This is a genomic window from Streptomyces sp. F001 (genome assembly GCF_004187715.1).
Lineage (GTDB): Bacteria > Actinomycetota > Actinomycetes > Streptomycetales > Streptomycetaceae > Streptomyces > Streptomyces flavusporus.
Genome location: NZ_QZWF01000023.1, coordinates 71,138 through 87,340, shown reverse-complemented (window position 1 = coordinate 87,340; position 16,203 = coordinate 71,138). Strand labels below are relative to the sequence as shown.

The following is a 16,203-nucleotide window of genomic DNA, read 5'->3' as shown; positions in this document are numbered from 1 at the left end:
GAATCCCCCGACCCGGACCTCGCCCGCGACCGCGCCCGGCCGGGTCACCCGCCCCGCGAGTGACGTCGTGACCCGCACGCCCGGGCGTGCCGCCAGCTCGGCGGCCAGTTCGCGGGCCTCGGTGGTGCCGCCGAGGACCAGAACGTGACGGGACATGCGTCGAGCGTACGGGGGAGGTCGCCGCCCGCCACGCGCAGGGCCTTCCCGAGTGGCTATCGTCCGGACATGGACTCAGTGCGTGCCGTCCTCATCGACATCGACGGCGTCCTCACCGTCTCCTGGCAGCCGCTGCCGGGTGCGGTCGAGGCGCTCCGGGAGATCCGGGACGCCGGGCTCGCCGTCGCCCTGGTGACCAACACGACGTCCCGTACCCGCGCCTCGATCGCCGGGACACTGGCGGACGCGGGGTTCCCGGTGGCCGCCGAGGACATCCTCACCGCCCCTGCCGTGACCGCCGCGCACCTCGCGGAACGCCTGCCCGGCGCCCGCTGCGCGCTGCTGAATCACGGTGACATCGAGGAGGACCTCACCGGGGTGACCGTCGTCGACTTCGCCGACCCCGACACCGTCCCGGACGTCGTCATCGTCGGCGGCGCCGGGCCCGAGTTCGGGTACGAGACACTGAACCGGGCCTTCGGGCATCTGCAGCGCGGGGCACGGCTGGTGGCCATGCACCGCAACCTGTACTGGCGTACGGACGAGGGGCTGCAACTGGATTCCGGGGCGTTTCTCACGGGGCTGGAGGCGGCGGCCCGTACCGAGGCCGAGGTGACCGGCAAACCGTCGCGCGCCTTCTTCGAGGCGGCTCTGGCGCACCTCGGGGCCGGGGCGGACGAGGCGGTGATGGTGGGGGACGACATCCAGTCCGACGTCCTCGCGGCTCAGCAGGCCGGGATCACCGGGGTGCTGGTGCGGACGGGCAAGTACCTGCCGGAGACCCATGAGGCCGCGAGTGGCAGGCCCGACCATGTGCTCGACTCCTTCGCGGATCTGCCCGCGCTGCTGGGTCTAACGCAGTAGCAGCTGCACGCCACCGACCACCGTTGCCGCGATCACCAGCTGCTCGAACAGCCGCTGGTTGATGCGGTTCACGGCCCATTTGCCGATGAATGCCCCGGGCACGACGAACACCACGAGCGCGGCGTCCAGCAGCAGCGAGCGGCCGTCGATCAGGCCGAGGCCCGCGCTGAAGGGCACCTTGGACACGTTGACGATCAGGAAGAAGAACGCCGACGTCCCCAGGAAGCCCAGTTTCCGGAAGCCCGCCGACAGCAGGTACATCGACATCACCGGGCCGCCCGCGTTGGCGACCATGGTGGTGAAGCCGCCGAGGACCCCGTACGAACGGGCCTTGATCCGGCCCGCCCGGCTGGTCACCGACCCCGGTTCCTCCTGCACCGCCCGGGCCGTACGCCGGCGCCACACCGTCACGCCCGCCATCATCAGCAGGATCGCACCGATCGAGGTCCGTACGATCTCGTCGTCGGCCCACACCAGGAACAGCGTGCCGACGACCACGCCGGCCGCGACCGCCGGGAACAGCCGCCACAGCGTGGGCCAGTGGGCGTGTCGCCGGTAGGTGAGCACCGCGAGCACGTCCCCGGCGATGAGGACCGGCAGGAGTACTCCGGTGGAGGCGCGGGCGGGCAGGACCGCCGCGAAGACGGCGAGGCTGACCGTGTTGGCCCCGCTCACGGCGGTCTTGGAGAAGCCGACGAGGAGCGCCGCGAAGGCGAGCGCGGCGAATTCCCAGCCGGTGATGTGCCACAACGTCATCGTGTTCATGCGGACACCGATGCTATGTGCAACTAACCGGTGCCCGTAAGGAGCGTCTCGCCTTTTGGTACCGACGCTGAACCGGGCGCCTCCGGACCGGCCCTAGGCCCGTTCGACGAGCACCGCGCTCCCCTGCCCCACCCCCACGCACATCGTCGCCAGCCCCCGAGCCGCGCCCGTGCGCCGCATCCGGTGCAGCAGCGTCGTGAGAATGCGTGCGCCCGAGCAGCCCAGCGGATGGCCGAGGGCGATCGCGCCGCCGCTCGGGTTGACCAGGTCGGCGTCGATGCCCAGCCGGTCGACGCAGGCGAGGGCCTGGGCCGCGAACGCCTCGTTGAACTCGGCCTCCTCGAGGTCCGCGACGCTCCAGTGGGCGCGGGTCAGCGCCTTCTGCGTGGCGGGGACCGGCCCGATGCCCATCACGTCCGGATGGACACCGGCCGAGGCACCGGCGACGTAGCGGCCCAGCGACTCCAGTCCCAGCTCGTCGAGGGCCTCCTCGCTGACCAGGAGCAGTCCGGCGGCGCCGTCGTTCATCGGGGAGGCGTTGCCCGCCGTGACGGTGCCGCCCTCGCGGAAGACCGGCTTCAGACGGGAGAGTTTCTCGTACGAGGTGTCCTCGCGGATGCTTTCGTCGCCGTCCACCACCACACCGTCCGGCCGCTCCACCGGCAGGAGTTCGTCGTCGAAGTGGCCGTTCTTACGGGCCAGGGCGGCGAGCTGGTGGCTGCGCAGCGCGAACTCGTCCTGGCGCTCGCGCGAGATCCCGTACCGCTCGGCGACCTCCTCCGCGGTCTCCCCCATGGACAGCAGGCCGTGCAGGTCCTTCATCGCCGGGTTGACCAGGCGCCAGCCGAGCCGGGTGTCGGCGGTCTCGATGCGGTGCGGCAGGGCCTCGTCGGGGCGAGGCAGGACGAAGGGGGCGCGGCTCATCGACTCGGAGCCGCCCGCGAGCACGATGTCGGCCTCGCCGGCGGCGATGGTGCGGGCGGCGGTGGTGACGGCCTCGAGGCCGGAGGCGCACAGCCGGTTGACGGTGGCGCCGGGGACGGACTCGGGGAGGCCGGCGAGCAGGGCGGCCATGCGGGCGACGTTGCGGTTGTCCTCGCCCGCCTGGTTGGCGGCGCCCCAGTAGACGTCGTCGATGCGGGCCGGGTCGAGGGCGGGCAGGTCGGCGACGAGTGCGCGGATCACGGCCGCGGCGAGGTCGTCGGGCCGTACCGGGGAGAGGGCTCCGCGCAGCTTGCCGATGGGGGTGCGGCGGGCGGCCGCGAAGTGGACGGGACGCACGAGAGGACTCCTGACCGACATCGCTGGGTGAACCGGCCGGATGACCGGCACCCGTATTAATTAGCGCTGCTAGTTTTTGACTATAGACCGCCGACCGTCACCCTGGGAAGATCTCCGGGAACCCGCTCCGACCCCGCCGGAGGAGACATGGCCGACGTCCGCGAGCACGTCCTCACCGGAACCCGCGGCGAGATCACCGTCCGCGAGTGGCCCCACCCGGAGCCGCGGTACGTGGCCCTGGTGGCGCACGGCTACGGCGAGCACATCGGCCGGTACGAGGAGCCGGCCGGCGTCCTGGTGCGGCACGGGGCGGCCGTGTTCGGGCCCGATCACATCGGGCACGGGAAGTCGGCGGGTGAGCGCGTGGTGATCGAGGACTTCGAGGACGTCGTCACCGACCTGCACGCCGTGGCCGAGCTGGCCCGCTCCACGCACCCCGTGGCGCCGGTCGTCCTGATCGGGCACTCCATGGGCGGCCTGATCGCCGCCCGCTACGCACAGCGCCATGGCACGGAGCTCGCCGCGCTCGTGCTGTCCGGACCGGTGATCGGCAGCTGGGAGACACCGGGCCGGCTGCTCGCCCACGACGAGATCCCCGAGATCCCGATCAACCCGGCGGCCCTGTCCCGCGATCCGGCCGTCGGCGCGGCCTACGCCGCCGATCCGCTGGTCTGGCACGGGCCGATGAAGCGGCCGACGCTGGAGGCGTTCGCCCGGACCCTGGAGGACGTCGCCGAGGGCGGCGACGTCGGCGGGCTGCCGCTGCTGTGGCTGCACGGCACGGAGGACCGGCTGGTCCCGCTCGCCGGGAGCCGCGTCGGTGTCGAACGGCTGAGCGGCGGCGCGCTGACCGAGCGGACCTTTCCGGGCGCGCGCCACGAGGTCTTCCACGAGACCGACCGGGCCGAGGCGTTCGCCGAGGTGACCCGCTTCGTGGACAGGGTGCTCGCAGACTGAGACACGCCGCGTTTGCACCGGTTCGCCATGGGCACCCGCCGCCGCATGGAGTGGTTGCGGCGAGCGGCCTGCGTGGGTGAGGACCCCGAACTGTTCTTCCCCGTGGGCACGACGGGACCCGCGCTCCGGGACATCGCGGCCGCCAAACGCGTCTGCGCCCGCTGCGCGGTGATCAGCCAGTGTCTGCGCTACGCACTGAGCACCGGGCAGACCTCCGGCGTGTGGGGCGGGACCGGCGAGCACGAACGCGCCGCGCTGCTCCGTGTACCCAGGACAGCCGGAGACGACATGGGAGGGAGAGACTCACCATGACCGTCGTGAAGAGCACACTGCCCGACGACGCGCGCCGGATCGCCTGCGACGCGCTCCAGGAGACCTTGGTCGACCTGCTCGGGCTGTCACTGACCGGGAAGCAGGCCCACTGGAACATCGTCGGACCACGGTTCCGCTCGATCCACTTCCAGCTCGACGAGGTGGTCTCGGCCGCGCGCGGTTTCGCCGACACGGTGGCGGAGCGCGCCGCGGCGCTCGGCGTCCCGCCGGACGGCCGCCCCGAGACCATCGCCGCTCGCTTCGCGCTGCCGAGCCCGAAGGACGGCTGGCTGCGCGACACGGAGGTCGTCCAGACGATGACGGAGGCGCTGGAGTCGGCGATCGGCCGGCTGCGTCAGCGCATCGAGGTGACGGAGAAGCCGGATCCGGTGACGCAGGACCTGTTCCTCGGCATCACCGCCGAGCTGGAGAAGCAGCGGTGGATGTTCGAGGCGGAGAACTTCCCGCGCGACTGACGGCCCGACCGCACGCCACACACGGAAGGGACGGTCGATGCCGATGACCGACGCCCTCGAACTCGACGCGCTGTGGGAGGACTTCCACTGCGTGGTCAACATGACCTCGCAGGAGCTGGCCTCCTGGCTGCGGGTCCGCGACGCCGACGAGGACACGGAACCGCTGCCGGAGCAGGCCGGCACACCCACCGGGCAGCATGTGCTCGCGATCCTGCAGAAGCGCCGCACCGACCTCACCGACGACGACATCCAGGTGATGCACGACGTGGTGGAGACGGTCAGCGAGCAGGTGGACCTCGAGAACGAGCCCGAACCCGAACAGACGCGCCGACGCCACCAGTTGATGACGCTGGGCCACGACCCGCTGAAGCCATGAGCGACGAGCGGCGGATCGTAGGGGAACTCGTCGGCGCGCACGGGCGCACGTACGCCGAGGAGGCGGGCATCCGGCTGAAGGACACCCCGCAGCCGCTGTACCGGCTGCTGGTGCTGTCCCTGCTGCTCAGCGCCCGCATCCGCGCCTCGGTCGCCGTCGCGGCGGCGCGCGAACTGCACGAGGCGGGGCTGCGCGATCCCCGGCGCATGGCCGAGGCCGACTGGCAGCAGCGGGTGGACGCGCTGGGCCGGGGCGGCTACCGGCGCTATGACGAGCGCACGGCGACCCTCCCCCGTAGCCCTTCGGGCACGGGCGGTACCCCCATTCGCTCCGGCTCCGACTTCGCTCCGCTCCGCTCGGCGACGGCGCGGAGCTGTTGACCCAGCGGTGGGGCGGCGATCTGCGCCGCCTGCGGGAAGAGGCGGACGGCAAGGTCCCCGAACTGCGCCGGCTGCTCCAGGAGATCCCGGGCCTGGGGCCGGCCGGTGCCGACATCTTCCTGCGGGAGGCGCAGCGGGTGTGGCCCGAGGTTGCGCCCTACCTGGACCGCAAGGCCCTAGACGGCGCGGAGCGACTGGGCCTGCCGAAGGATCCGGAGCGTCTGCTGAAGCTCGCCGGCGACACCGAACCGGCTGTGCTGGCCGCCGCGTTGGTGCGGGCGTCGCTGGACAAGGAGGTGGCCGAGGACAGTCTCCGACGCGCCGGATGAACCTGCCCGACTCCACTGGAGCTCCATGGGACACCGAGCCGACTCGGTCACCTCACCCGCTGAGCCGGCTCAGCGCTGCCGACACCAGGGTTCGCGTCCCCGGCGCGAGCACCGAGAGGTCGGGGGAGAACAGCGGGCTGTGGTTGCTCGGCACGTTGTCGAGCTTGTCCATCAGGCGCTCGCCCGGCGCGGCGTCCCAGACGTCCGCGGGAGTGGTGGTGACGTACCAGTAGTCGTACGGCACTCCCGCGGGCGCGAGCAGGGAGAAGTCCTCGCTGCCCATCGCCGGGCCGAAGTCGAACACCGTGTGCGCGCCGAACAGTTCGCGGTGCACGGCCGCGATCTCCGTGTCCAGGGCCGCGTCGTTGACCGTGTTGGGATAGCCGCGTCTGACCGTGACCTCGGGCGGCACCGGACAGCCGGCGGCCTCGCACTCGCCGGCCACGGTGCGGCGGACAGCGGCGAGGATGCGCTCGCGCACATGGGTGTCCTGGGTCCGCAGGTTCAGCGCGAGCCGGGCCTCGGCGGGGATGATGTTGGCCTGCGTACCGGCGTGGAACTGCCCCACCGTCAGCACCGCCGACTCCGCCGCAGCGACCTCGCGGGAGACCACCGTCTGCAGCCGCGTGACGATGTACGCGCCGGTCACCACCGGGTCGACGGTCGTCTCGGGGCGCGAGCCGTGGCCGCCGCGGCCGTGCACGACGACGTCGATGTCGTCGGAGGCCGACAGGATCAGGCCCGGGGTGTGCGGATAGAACCCGGCGAGGCCGGGCGCCGCATGCTGCCCCAACAGCACGTCGGGCCGCGGGAAACGCACGTGCACCCCGTCCGCGACCATCGCCGCCGCTCCCCCGCCCGACTCCTCCGCGGGCTGCCCGATCACCACGAGCGTGCCCGACCAGCTCTCCCGCCCGGCCGCCAGCGCCTCGGCGGCACCGACCAGCCAGGTGACATGCAGGTCGTGCCCGCAGGCGTGCATCACACCGTCGACGCAGGAGGCGTGGTCGAGGCCCGTCGCCTCCCGCACCGGCAGCGCGTCCATGTCGCCGCGCAGCCACACGACCGGCCCGTCCCCGTTGGCCAGCACCCCCACCACGCCGGTACGGCCGACCCCTTCGGTCACCTCGAATCCCGCCGCACGCAGCCGCCCGGCGAGCCTGGCGGCGGTCCGGTGTTCCTGGAAGGACAGCTCGGGGTGACGGTGCAGGTCCCGGTAGAAGTCGGTCAGGTCGTCGGGCTTCAGCCCGGCGGTGAGCTCCCGGGTGAGACGGGCCACGGCGGCCGGTTCGCTCATGCTGCTTCCCTCTCCTCGGGCATCGGCGCACCCAGGACCGGCGGCGCGCGCAGAGCGGGTGGGACCCGCGCCAGTCATCCTGCACCGCGCCCGGCGCGTTCACTCCTCCGCGAGGGCTGCCTCGTACGCGGCCAGGGTGTCGATGAACATCTTCCGCTGCTCGGCCGTCGAGGCGCGAGGGCCTTCCGCCAGGCTCCGGCGCCCTGCCCCAGGCCGTTCACCGTCAGCTTCCGCCACTCCTTCGACGTATGTGAACACAGATACAGGTCGAACAAGAAGGCGCTCTCGCTGCTCGAACCCGATGCCGTCGACGCCCTGCCCTGCTGCCCGCCGCTGACCGAACGGCGCCCGGCAGTCCTGACCGGTGATCATCGGCACGGTCCGCGACCGGTACGCTGTGGCAGCTGCGGCATCCCCCCACCATCAACCGCGCCCGTGCGGTCAGTTGCGGCCTGCGGCGTCGAGACGTCACACAGCATGAGGATGAAACACAGGTGCTCATAGCGGGCCGGTACCGGCTGCACGATCCGATCGGGCGCGGCGCGATGGGAGAGGTCTGGCGTGCGTACGACGAGACGCTCGGCAGACCGGTCGCCGTCAAGCTGCTGCTGCCCCAGGACTCCGACCCCACGGCCGCCTCCCGCTTCCGCATGGAGGCGCAGACCGCCGGACAGCTCCATCACCCGTACGTGGTGGGCGTTCTGGACTTCGGCACGCACGACGACCGGCTGTTCCTCGTGATGGAGCTGGTCGACGGCGACAGCCTGGCCCGGATGCTCGCCGACGCCGGGCCGCAGCCCGCCGACCGGGTGGCCCGCATCGCCGCGCAGGCGGCCGCCGGGCTCGCCGCCGCCCACCAGCAGGGCATCGTCCACCGGGACATCAAGCCGGCCAATCTGCTCCTCGACGCCGACGGCACCCTGAAGATCGGCGACTTCGGCATCGCCCGCTTCCTCGACGACCCGGCGGCCGCGCTCACCGCCACGGGACAGATCGTCGGCACCAGCCTCTACCTCGCGCCGGAACGCGCGCTGGGGCAGCCCGCGGGTCCGGCGAGTGACGTGTACTCCCTGGGCTGTGTGCTCTACCAGCTGCTCACCGGGCGCCCGCCGTTCCAGGCCGACACGGCGATCGCCATCCTGCACCAGCACCTCGACGCCGCCCCGACACCGCCGCGGCAACTCGGCGCCGACCTCCCGCCCGCCTTCGAGAGCTATCTGCTGGGCCTGCTGGCCAAGCAGCCCGAGCACCGGCCGGGTGCGGCACAGGTCGCCGACTGGTTCACCTCGGGCGCCTGGCAGGGCCGTCCCGAGCCGCTGCCCGCGGCCTCGTCGGCACCGGCGCCCGAGCACCGGCCCCCGAGCACGGAGACCGGCCCGGCGACGACGTACCTGCTGCCGTCCTCCTCCCGGCACACGACCCGGGCCCACCCGACACGACGCCGGAGCCGGCCGGGTGTCCGTGAGACGCTCACGCGGCGGCCCCGGGTGGCAGCGATCGCCGGCGCGGTGGCGCTCTTCGTGGCGGCGATGCTGGCGGGCATGGTGTGGTTCTCACCCGACAACAGTTCGGCGGAGGGTTCCAGCACGGACGTCACCGGCACCACCGGTCCCACCTCCACGGAGGTCACACCCTCCCCCGCCGTCGCCGTGCAGCCCTCGCCGACGCCCACGCCCGGGGAAACCGGCGCCACGAAGGACAAGAAAGAGCGCAGGCCTCACTCCGACGACGAGGAGAAGGAGGAGGACGACTGACCCCCGTCCCCCGGTATGGCGCGCAGGAAGTCGGCCGACGGGACGAAGAACCGGGTTCCGGTGACCGCCCGGGAGTAGTCCAGCAGCGGATCGGGCCCCGAGGTCGGCGTGCCGAGGAACATCCGCTCCAGCATTGTGTCCGTCACCCGGGAATCACGGGCGTAGGCGATGAAGTACGTGCCGAACTCGCCGTGTCCCGGTCGGCCGAACGGCATCGCGGCGCGCAGGATCCGCTGCTCGGTTCCGTCCGGGCCGATGACGGTGTTGACGTCCTTGTGGGAACCGGGCGCGTCGAGTTCGACGTCGATCGCCTTGGTGCGGCCGATCACCTTCTCCTGGGTCTGGCCGATCACCTTCTCCTGGGTCTCGACCGGCAGCCGCTCCCAGGCGTCCACGTCGTGCAGGTACTTCTGCACGACCGCGTAGGAGCCACCACGGAAGTCCGGGTCCTCGTCGCCGACCAGCGCCGCGTCGGCGGCCTCGTGCCCGACCGGGTTCTCGGTGCCGTCGACGAAGCCGAGGAGGTTGCGCGCGTCGTAGTAGGCGAAGGCATGGAGCTCGTCCTGGACCGTGGCCGACCCGCGCAGCCCCTTCATGATCTCGGCGGTCAGCGCGAAGCACAGGTCCGGCCGGTTCGCCCTGATGGGGAACAGCAGGTCTCCCGGCGTGGACACCGCATGGTGTCGTGGCCCGGCCAGCTCGCGGAACGGCTCGAGCGCGGCGGGCCGGCGGCGGCCTTCAGCCCTCCGTGACGGGCAGTCCCAGCAGGCGCGAGACGGTGCGCAGCACGCCGTTGTCGTTGTTGGACGGAGCCAGGTGGCGGGCGCGCCGTATGACGTCCGGGTGGGCGTTGGCCATGGCGAAGGACCACTCGGCGGTGTCGAGCATCTCCAGGTCGTTGAGGTAGTCGCCGAAGACCAGGGTCTGCGCGGGGGTGATGCCGAGTTCGCGCTGGAGCCGGCGGACGGCGGCGCCCTTGTTGGCGGTGGGGTTCATGATGTCGACCCAGTGTTCACCGGAGACGACGACCTGATGGGTGGCGGTGAAGCGGTGCAGGGCCGGTGCCGTGGTGCGTTCGACGGGGCCGAAGTCGTAGAGGGCGACCTTGAGGATGTCGTCGTCGACGGCGGTGACGTCCTCGACGGTCCGGTGTTCGACGTAGTACCTGCGGACCTCGGCGAGGAAGGCCGCGTCGGTCCGCTCGACGTACGCGGACCGCTTGCCGCAGACGACGGCCCCCACGTCGACGCCGTCGGCCGCGAGCCGCCGTACCGCCTCGACGACCTCGGTGACGACGGCGCTCCGAAGCGGGTCGGAGCTCAGCTCCACGCCGTCGCGCACGACGTAGGTGCCGTTCTCCGCTATGAACACCATCCCCTGCGCCGCCGGGGCGAACTCCCGTGCCAGCGTGGCGTACTGGCGGCCGCTCGCGGGGCTGAACAGCACTCCGCGCTCGCGCAGCCGGTCCAGGACCTCCCACAGTCCGGCCGGGGCCCGCTTGTCGTCGTCCAGCAGCGTGCCGTCCATGTCGGTGACGACCAGCCTGATGTCGGCGGGAGCGACGGCCGGGGCGTCGGACGCGGTGGGCAGGGGCGAGTGGGAGTAGGGCATGTCCTGTTTCCTGGAGCGCGCGGTCGCGCCTGTTGTCGTTCCGGGTGCGGCTGTCCACCCTAACCGGGGGCGTCCCCCGGCCCTCCTGAGGTCCCGCTGTCCCGATTCCCGGGACACGCTGATCATGAGCGCGGCACAATGGCGGCAACGGCGGTTCGGTCGAGGAGAGGACGAGACGTGAGCGAGGCCCCCACCCCGGCGGAGGGTACGGCACGGCTGAACACCGCTGTGGCGCACAACGCGCGGGTCTGGAACTACTGGATCGGCGGCAAGGACAACTACGAGGTCGACCACCGGGTCGGTGACCACGTCGCGTCGATGTTCCCGCTGATCCGGGACATCGCCCGAGCGGACCGCGAGTTCCTGGGCCGGGCGGTGCGGTTCCTGGCCGAGGAGCGCGGGGTCCGGCAGTTCCTGGACATCGGCACCGGGCTGCCCACGGCGGACAACACCCACGAGATCGCCCAGCGGATCGCCCCTGAGTCGCGGATCGTGTACGTCGACAACGACCCCATCGTGCTGATCCACGCCCGCACGCTGCTGACCGGTATGCCTCAGGGCGTCACCGACTACATCGACGCGGACGTGCACGACCCCGACACCATCCTCGAACGGGCCGCGGGCACACTGGACTTCACGCGTCCCGTCGCGGTCATGATGCTGGGCATCCTCAACTTCGTCCTGGACACCGACAAGGCGCGGGACATCGCGCGCCGCGTCATGGCCGCGGTCCCCTCCGGCAGCTTCCTGGTCCTGACGCACCCCACCCACGAGGCCGAACTGGGCGGCGAGGGCCAGATCCCGGCCATGAAGTTCTGGAACGAGAACGCCACCCCGCCGATCACCGCCCGCAGCCGCGCCGAGATCGCCTCCTTCTTCGACGGCCTCGAGCTGGTCGAACCGGGGCTCGTGTCGTGTGCGCAGTGGCGATCCGATCTCCACGCCCCCGTCGTGGTACCGCAGTTCGGCGCGGTGGCCGTGAAACCCTGACCCGGGCCCGCACCCCCGCCGAGGCAGCCCTGGAGGACGTATGACCACCCCTGCCGACCCCGTCCCGGGTGGGCGTCCCGGCGACGTCGAGCAGGCCACCGCGCTGAGCGGCGAACTGTCCGGGCGGGGCGTGCACGGGATCGTCCTGGCTTACGTCGACACCGCGGGCATCACTCGGGTGAAGACGATCCCGACGGCCAGGCTCGCCGCGGCCGCGGCCTGGGGCGTCGGTATGTCGCCGGTGTTCGACACCTTCCTGGCGAACGACTCCATCGTCACCACCGACGTGCTCGGCTCCCCCGACGGCGATCTGCGTCTCTATCCCGACCTGGACCGGCTCACCGTGCTCGCCGGGCAGCCCGGCTGGGCGTGGGCCCCGGTGGACCGGATCACGCAGGACGGCGAGCCTCACCCGGCCTGCACCCGTACGTTCCTGCGCCGGGTCGTCGCCGAGGCGGCGCGGCGGCACGGCATCACCTTCCGGGCGGCCGTCGAGATCGAGTGGGCGGTGGGGCTGGGTTCGGCACCCGACGGGGAGTTCGTCCCGGCGGTGTCGGGGCCGGCGTACGGCGCCACCCGGCAGATCGAGTTGAGCGACTGCACCGCCGATCTGCTGGCGGCCTGTGCGGCGCAGGGCGTGGACGTCGACCAGGTCCATCCCGAGTACGCGGCCGGGCAGTTCGAGATCTCGGTGGGCGCGCTGGACCCGGTGGCGGCGGCCGACCGCAGCGTGCTGGTACGGCAGACCATCCGCGCGGTGGCCCGGCGGCACGGGCTGCGGGTCTCCTTCGCCCCGGCCGTGTCCGCCGAAGGCGTCGGCAACGGCGGCCACCTCCACCTCTCCGCCTGGCGCGACGGCGTCAACCTGCACTCCGGCGGCGACCGCCGGTACGGCATGACGGCCGACGCCGAGTCCTTCGCGGCCGGGATCCTCGCCCACCTGCCGGGCCTCACGGCGGTGACAGCGCCCAGCCCGGCGAGCTGTCTGCGACTCAGACCGTCCCAGTGGGCCGGAGTGTTCACCGCCTGGGGCCGGGAGACCCGGGAGACCGCGGTGCGGATCATCACGGGCACCGCGGGGCTGCGCGACCAGGCGGCCAACCTGGAGGTGAAGCCCGTCGACCTGGCCGCCAACCCGTATCTGGCGCTCGGCTGCGTCATCGCCGCCGGGCTGGACGGCCTGTCCACGTCCGCGGCGCTGCCCGAGGAGACCACCGGGGATCCGGCACGGCTCGGCGCCGAGGAGGCGGCGGCCCGGGGTGTGCGCCGGCTGCCGGTGTCGCTGGACGAGGCCGTCGCGGAGTTCACCGCGGACGAGCGGCTGCGGGCCGCGCTGGGACCGGTCCTGGCCGATGCGGTGACCGCCGTACGGCGCGGGGAGATCGCCTCCGTCGCCGGACTGGACGACGCCGGGGTGGCGGCGGCGTACCGCTGGGTGTACTGACATGAATGACACCGGCCCCATCGAGGAGGAGCTCGCCGCGCTGCCCCTGGTGGACCACCACTGCCACGGCGTGGTCACCGGGGATGTGACCACACGGCGCTTCGAGTCGCTGATCACCGAGGGCGGGGTGTGGCCGGGCATGTCCCCCTTCGACAGTCCCGTCGGCGTCGCCGTCCGCCGCCACTGCGCACCCCTGCTCGACCTGCCGCGGCACACTCCCGCCGAGGACTACCTGGCCCGCCGGACCGAGCTCGGCGCGGCGGAGGTGAACCGACGGTTCCTGTCCGCGGCGGGGACGGAGGTGTTCTGCGTCGACACCGGGTACGCCCCGGACGGCCTCACCACGCCGGGGGAGCTGGCCGGGGCCGCCGGTGGCGGCGCCGTCGCGCATGAGGTCGTACGGCTGGAGAGCGTCGCCGAGGCGGTCGCGGTGGCGGGCGTCGAGCCGGACGAGTACGCCGAGACGTTCCGGGCGGCCATGTGGGAGGCGGTGGGGCGGCCGGGCGTGGTGGCGGTGAAGTCGGTGGCCGCGTACCGCACGGGCTTCGACCTGGACCCGGCGCGACCCACGGCCGAGGAGGTCACCGAGGCGGCCCGGCGCTGGTCGACGACAGGGGGTGGGCGACTGGACGACCCCGTCCTCGTACGGCACCTGCTGTGGACGGCCGTCGAGCTCGGCCTCCCCCTCCAGCTGCACACCGGTTTCGGGGACAACGACATCCGGCTGGACCGCGCGGACCCCACCCACCTGACCGACTGGCTCCACCTGACCGCCGGCACGGTCCCGGTCCTGCTCCTGCACTGCTGGCCGTACCAGCGCCAGGCCGCCTACCTTTCGGCCGTGTTCGAGCAGGTGTACCTCGACGTCGGCCTCACCCTGCACTACGTCGGTCCCGGCCGGGCCCGGGCAGTCCTGGCCGAGGCGATGGAGATCACCCCGTTCCGCAAACTGCTGTACAGCTCCGACGCCTACGGTGTGGCCGAGTTCTTCCTGCTGGGGGCGCTGGCCTTCCGGCAGGGGCTCGCCGGACTGCTGCGGGAACGGGTGGCCGCCGACGAGCTGAGCCTGCCCGACGCACTGCGGATCGCACAGTGGGCGGGGCGGGACAACGCCCTCCGGGTCTACCGGTTTTCCGACGACACCTGAAAGTATGATCAAGCAATGTCTGACATGACCGAAACCACGCCCGGTTGGCTGACGACCGACGAGCTCGAGATGGCGCGCGCCCGCATGCCGATCCTGTACGTCGAGGCGGTGCCTGTGCGCGTCGACGACAGCGGTGAAGTCACCAGCATCGGCCTGCTGCTGCGCATCGGACCGGACGGAACGGTCAGCCGCACCCTGGTCTCCGGCCGGGTGCTGCACCACGAACGTGTCCGCGACGCCCTGCTGCGCCACCTGGAGAAGGACCTCGGCCCCGTGGCACTCCCCCGGGTCCCGGCCTCCCTGCAGCCGTTCACGGTCGCCGAGTACTTCCCGACCCAGGGCATCACGCCGTACCACGACCCGCGTCAGCATGCCGTGTCCCTCGCCTACGTGGTCCCGGTGACCGGCGACTGCCGTCCGCGTCAGGACGCCCTGGACCTGGTGTGGTTCAGCCCCCAGGAGGCGGCCTCCCCGGCGGTGCAGAGCGAGATGCCGGGCGGTCACGGCGTACTCCTCAAGCAGGCACTCGCCCACATCGGTCTCGCGTTCTGAACGACGCCCGGGACACCCGCAGCGACACCGCGCGGGCTCCGGGCGCCGTCACCAGACCGTTCAGCCTTACGCGGCGAGGCGTTCGGCGAGGGTCTTGGCCTTGGTGGCCGCTTCCTCGAGAGCGCGCTCGCGGGAGGCCTCGAAGAGCGGCACCAGTTCGGCCATGGCCGGGTTGTGCGGGGCCATGGTGAGTTCCGGGACGATGAAGTCCACGTCGAGCGCGAGCATGTCGGCGAGGGTCGCCGTCAGGTAGTTCTGCACGTACTCGTAGCCCTCCCTCGGAGTGCCCGGCGCGTAGGAGCCGCCGCGGCTGGCCACGACGGTGACCGGGGTGCCCTTGGCAGAGGGGTTCTCGCCCATGGTGCGGCCGTGGAGGATCACGTTGTCCAGCCATGCCTTGAGGGTGGACGGGATCGAGTAGTTGTACATCGGGGCGCCGATCAGCACCGCGTCCGCCCGCTCCAGCTCCTCCATCAGCTTCACCCGCTCGGCGAAGGCGGCCGCCTGCTCGGGCGTGTGCGCGTCCGGAGCGGCGAAGCCTGCCGTGTGGGCGTCGGCGGTGATGTGCGGGACGGGGTGGGTGGAGAGGTCGCGGTAGATCACCGTGCCCTCCGGGTGCTGCTCCTCCCAGGCCTTGCGGAAGGTCTCCGTGACGGCCCGGGACGCGGAGGCGGACGCGGGGAACACGGACGAGTCGATGTGCAGCAACGTGGCCATCAGGAAATCTCCCATGAGCAGTGAACCGGCCGGCGCCCGCGGGGTGGCAGGGCACCCGCCGTGCTAATTCTTGGTGCGGGACTATGAATAACACAGGTGCTTACTTTTTTTCATCCCCGCACGGCGGCACAGTACCCTGAAGGCATGACAGTCGAGCAGAGCCATGACACCGAGGCATGCAAGCGGGTGGACAGCGGCATCACCCGCGTCTTCCAGTTGCTCGGAAAGCGCTGGACCGGCCCGATCGTGGCCGTGCTCGTCGAACAGCCGGCCCACTTCGCCGACCTGCGCCGGGCGATCCCCGGGATCAGCGAGCGCATGCTCTCCGACCGGCTCACCGAGCTCGGCGCCGCGGGACTCGTCGTGCGCGAGGTGGAGGAGGGCCCGCCACTGCGGGTCTCCTACCGGCTGACCGAATCCGGGGCCGCCCTGGAACCCGCCCTCAAGGAACTCGGGGACTGGGCGGAGAAGCACCTGCCGGACAGCGGGCCCTGTTAGCCGACTTGCCCGACCGGCCGACCCCGCCGACAGGAGCCCGACCCACTTAGTAATGGGATCCATTTTCATGTAGCGTCTGTGTCACTCCCCCCGGGGAGTCACGAACGCACCCAGGAAGGATCCCGATGGCCGTCCCCAAGCGGAAGATGTCCCGCAGCAACACCCGCCACCGCCGCGCCCAGTGGAAGGCGAGCACGCCGCAGCTCGTGCCGGTCACGATCGAGGGCGTCAGCCACCTCGTACCGCAGAACCTGGTCAAGGCGTACGAGCGCGGGCTGCTGCGCCCCGAGGGCTGAG

The 16,203-nt window shown here is 71.9% G+C and carries 19 protein-coding genes and 2 pseudogenes; 13 read left to right on the top strand and 8 right to left on the bottom strand.

What is annotated here, in order from left to right:
* Window positions 1–156 (bottom strand): precorrin-6A/cobalt-precorrin-6A reductase (locus StrepF001_RS38265; protein WP_206307067.1); only part of this gene is annotated, 156 nt, incomplete at its 3' end.
* A gap of 69 nt (window positions 157–225) precedes the next feature.
* Between StrepF001_RS38265 and StrepF001_RS38260 the strand changes: the two genes are divergently transcribed.
* Window positions 226–1,020, top strand: coding sequence for a TIGR01458 family HAD-type hydrolase (locus StrepF001_RS38260; RefSeq protein WP_129802773.1), 795 nt, complete (start codon window positions 226–228; stop codon window positions 1,018–1,020).
* On the opposite strand, the gene StrepF001_RS38255 is transcribed toward StrepF001_RS38260, so the two are convergent.
* Both StrepF001_RS38255 and StrepF001_RS38250 read right to left on the bottom strand, forming a co-directional pair.
* A complete protein-coding gene (locus StrepF001_RS38255) occupies window positions 1,009–1,785 on the bottom strand; it encodes a sulfite exporter TauE/SafE family protein (protein WP_129802772.1) in 777 nt (258 codons plus the stop codon). The two genes, StrepF001_RS38260 and StrepF001_RS38255, sit on opposite strands and share 12 nt — an antisense overlap.
* A gap of 93 nt (window positions 1,786–1,878) precedes the next feature.
* The gene (locus StrepF001_RS38250) at window positions 1,879–3,066 is read right to left on the bottom strand and encodes a thiolase family protein (protein WP_129802771.1); all 1,188 of its coding nucleotides are present in this window, start codon (window positions 3,064–3,066) and stop codon (window positions 1,879–1,881) included.
* 147 nt (window positions 3,067–3,213) lie between these two features.
* Between StrepF001_RS38250 and StrepF001_RS38245 the strand changes: the two genes are divergently transcribed.
* From StrepF001_RS38245 to StrepF001_RS38225, 5 genes and pseudogenes are all read left to right on the top strand, one after another.
* Window positions 3,214–4,023 carry an alpha/beta hydrolase gene (locus StrepF001_RS38245; RefSeq protein ID WP_129802770.1) on the top strand — a complete coding sequence of 270 codons (810 nt, stop codon included), beginning with the start codon at window positions 3,214–3,216 and terminating at the stop codon, window positions 4,021–4,023.
* Between the two features lie 27 nt (window positions 4,024–4,050).
* On the top strand, window positions 4,051–4,335 hold the full coding sequence (locus StrepF001_RS38240) for a WhiB family transcriptional regulator (protein ID WP_129802769.1): 285 nt from the start codon (window positions 4,051–4,053) through the stop codon (window positions 4,333–4,335).
* Window positions 4,332–4,811, top strand: a complete 480-nt coding sequence (locus StrepF001_RS38235) for a DNA starvation/stationary phase protection protein (protein ID WP_129802768.1) — start codon at window positions 4,332–4,334, stop codon at window positions 4,809–4,811. The genes StrepF001_RS38240 and StrepF001_RS38235 overlap by 4 nt, the downstream gene beginning before the upstream one ends.
* A gap of 43 nt (window positions 4,812–4,854) precedes the next feature.
* A complete protein-coding gene (locus StrepF001_RS38230; RefSeq protein WP_129802779.1) occupies window positions 4,855–5,187 on the top strand; it encodes a DUF3140 domain-containing protein in 333 nt (110 codons plus the stop codon).
* A pseudogene (locus StrepF001_RS38225) lies at window positions 5,184–5,896 on the top strand (endonuclease). Before StrepF001_RS38230 ends, StrepF001_RS38225 begins: the two are co-directional and overlap by 4 nt.
* 52 nt (window positions 5,897–5,948) lie before the next feature.
* On the opposite strand, the gene StrepF001_RS38220 reads toward StrepF001_RS38225, so the two are convergent.
* A complete protein-coding gene (locus StrepF001_RS38220; RefSeq protein ID WP_129802767.1) occupies window positions 5,949–7,193 on the bottom strand; it encodes an amidohydrolase in 1,245 nt (414 codons plus the stop codon).
* 99 nt (window positions 7,194–7,292) lie between these two features.
* Window positions 7,293–7,430: a hypothetical protein gene (locus StrepF001_RS45935; protein WP_165396495.1), complete on the bottom strand. Its 138-nt coding sequence runs from the start codon at window positions 7,428–7,430 to the stop codon at window positions 7,293–7,295.
* A 257-nt stretch (window positions 7,431–7,687) separates the two neighbouring features.
* Between StrepF001_RS45935 and StrepF001_RS38210 the strand changes: the two genes are divergently transcribed.
* The gene (locus StrepF001_RS38210) at window positions 7,688–8,947 is read left to right on the top strand and encodes a serine/threonine-protein kinase (RefSeq protein WP_129802765.1); all 1,260 of its coding nucleotides are present in this window, start codon (window positions 7,688–7,690) and stop codon (window positions 8,945–8,947) included.
* Here StrepF001_RS38210 and StrepF001_RS38205 read toward each other — a convergent pair.
* Window positions 8,911–9,678 (bottom strand): annotated as a pseudogene (locus StrepF001_RS38205) (Dyp-type peroxidase); the annotation flags it as partial. The gene StrepF001_RS38210 and the pseudogene StrepF001_RS38205 overlap by 37 nt on opposite strands.
* A 7-nt stretch (window positions 9,679–9,685) precedes the next feature.
* On the bottom strand, window positions 9,686–10,558 hold the full coding sequence (locus tag StrepF001_RS38200) for a Cof-type HAD-IIB family hydrolase (protein ID WP_129802764.1): 873 nt from the start codon (window positions 10,556–10,558) through the stop codon (window positions 9,686–9,688).
* Between the two features lie 177 nt (window positions 10,559–10,735).
* Here StrepF001_RS38200 and StrepF001_RS38195 point away from each other — a divergent pair, with 177 nt between their 5' ends.
* Genes StrepF001_RS38195 through StrepF001_RS38180 form a run of 4 tightly spaced genes read left to right on the top strand, consistent with a single transcriptional unit; the run spans window position 10,736 to window position 14,691 of the window.
* Window positions 10,736–11,548, top strand: coding sequence for an SAM-dependent methyltransferase (locus StrepF001_RS38195; protein ID WP_129802763.1), 813 nt, complete (start codon window positions 10,736–10,738; stop codon window positions 11,546–11,548).
* Between the two features lie 40 nt (window positions 11,549–11,588).
* Complete coding sequence (locus StrepF001_RS38190; RefSeq protein ID WP_129802762.1) at window positions 11,589–12,992, top strand: glutamine synthetase family protein; 1,404 nt, start codon at window positions 11,589–11,591, stop codon at window positions 12,990–12,992.
* Window position 12,993: 1 nt separating this feature from the next.
* On the top strand, window positions 12,994–14,139 hold the full coding sequence (locus tag StrepF001_RS38185) for an amidohydrolase family protein (protein ID WP_129802761.1): 1,146 nt from the start codon (window positions 12,994–12,996) through the stop codon (window positions 14,137–14,139).
* Window positions 14,140–14,163: 24 nt separating this feature from the next.
* On the top strand, window positions 14,164–14,691 hold the full coding sequence (locus StrepF001_RS38180; RefSeq protein WP_165396496.1) for an NUDIX hydrolase family protein: 528 nt from the start codon (window positions 14,164–14,166) through the stop codon (window positions 14,689–14,691).
* A gap of 66 nt (window positions 14,692–14,757) precedes the next feature.
* Here the strand turns inward: StrepF001_RS38180 and StrepF001_RS38175 are convergent, their stop codons facing one another.
* On the bottom strand, window positions 14,758–15,408 hold the full coding sequence (locus StrepF001_RS38175) for an NAD(P)H-dependent oxidoreductase (RefSeq protein WP_129802759.1): 651 nt from the start codon (window positions 15,406–15,408) through the stop codon (window positions 14,758–14,760).
* Window positions 15,409–15,552: 144 nt separating this feature from the next.
* Here StrepF001_RS38175 and StrepF001_RS38170 point away from each other — a divergent pair, with 144 nt between their 5' ends.
* Together StrepF001_RS38170 and rpmF are read left to right on the top strand one after the other, a co-directional pair.
* The gene (locus StrepF001_RS38170; RefSeq protein ID WP_129802758.1) at window positions 15,553–15,906 is read left to right on the top strand and encodes a helix-turn-helix domain-containing protein; all 354 of its coding nucleotides are present in this window, start codon (window positions 15,553–15,555) and stop codon (window positions 15,904–15,906) included.
* Window positions 15,907–16,031: 125 nt separating this feature from the next.
* Window positions 16,032–16,202 carry a 50S ribosomal protein L32 gene (gene rpmF / locus StrepF001_RS38165; protein WP_067027990.1) on the top strand — a complete coding sequence of 57 codons (171 nt, stop codon included), beginning with the start codon at window positions 16,032–16,034 and terminating at the stop codon, window positions 16,200–16,202.
* Window position 16,203: the final 1 nt, after the last annotated feature.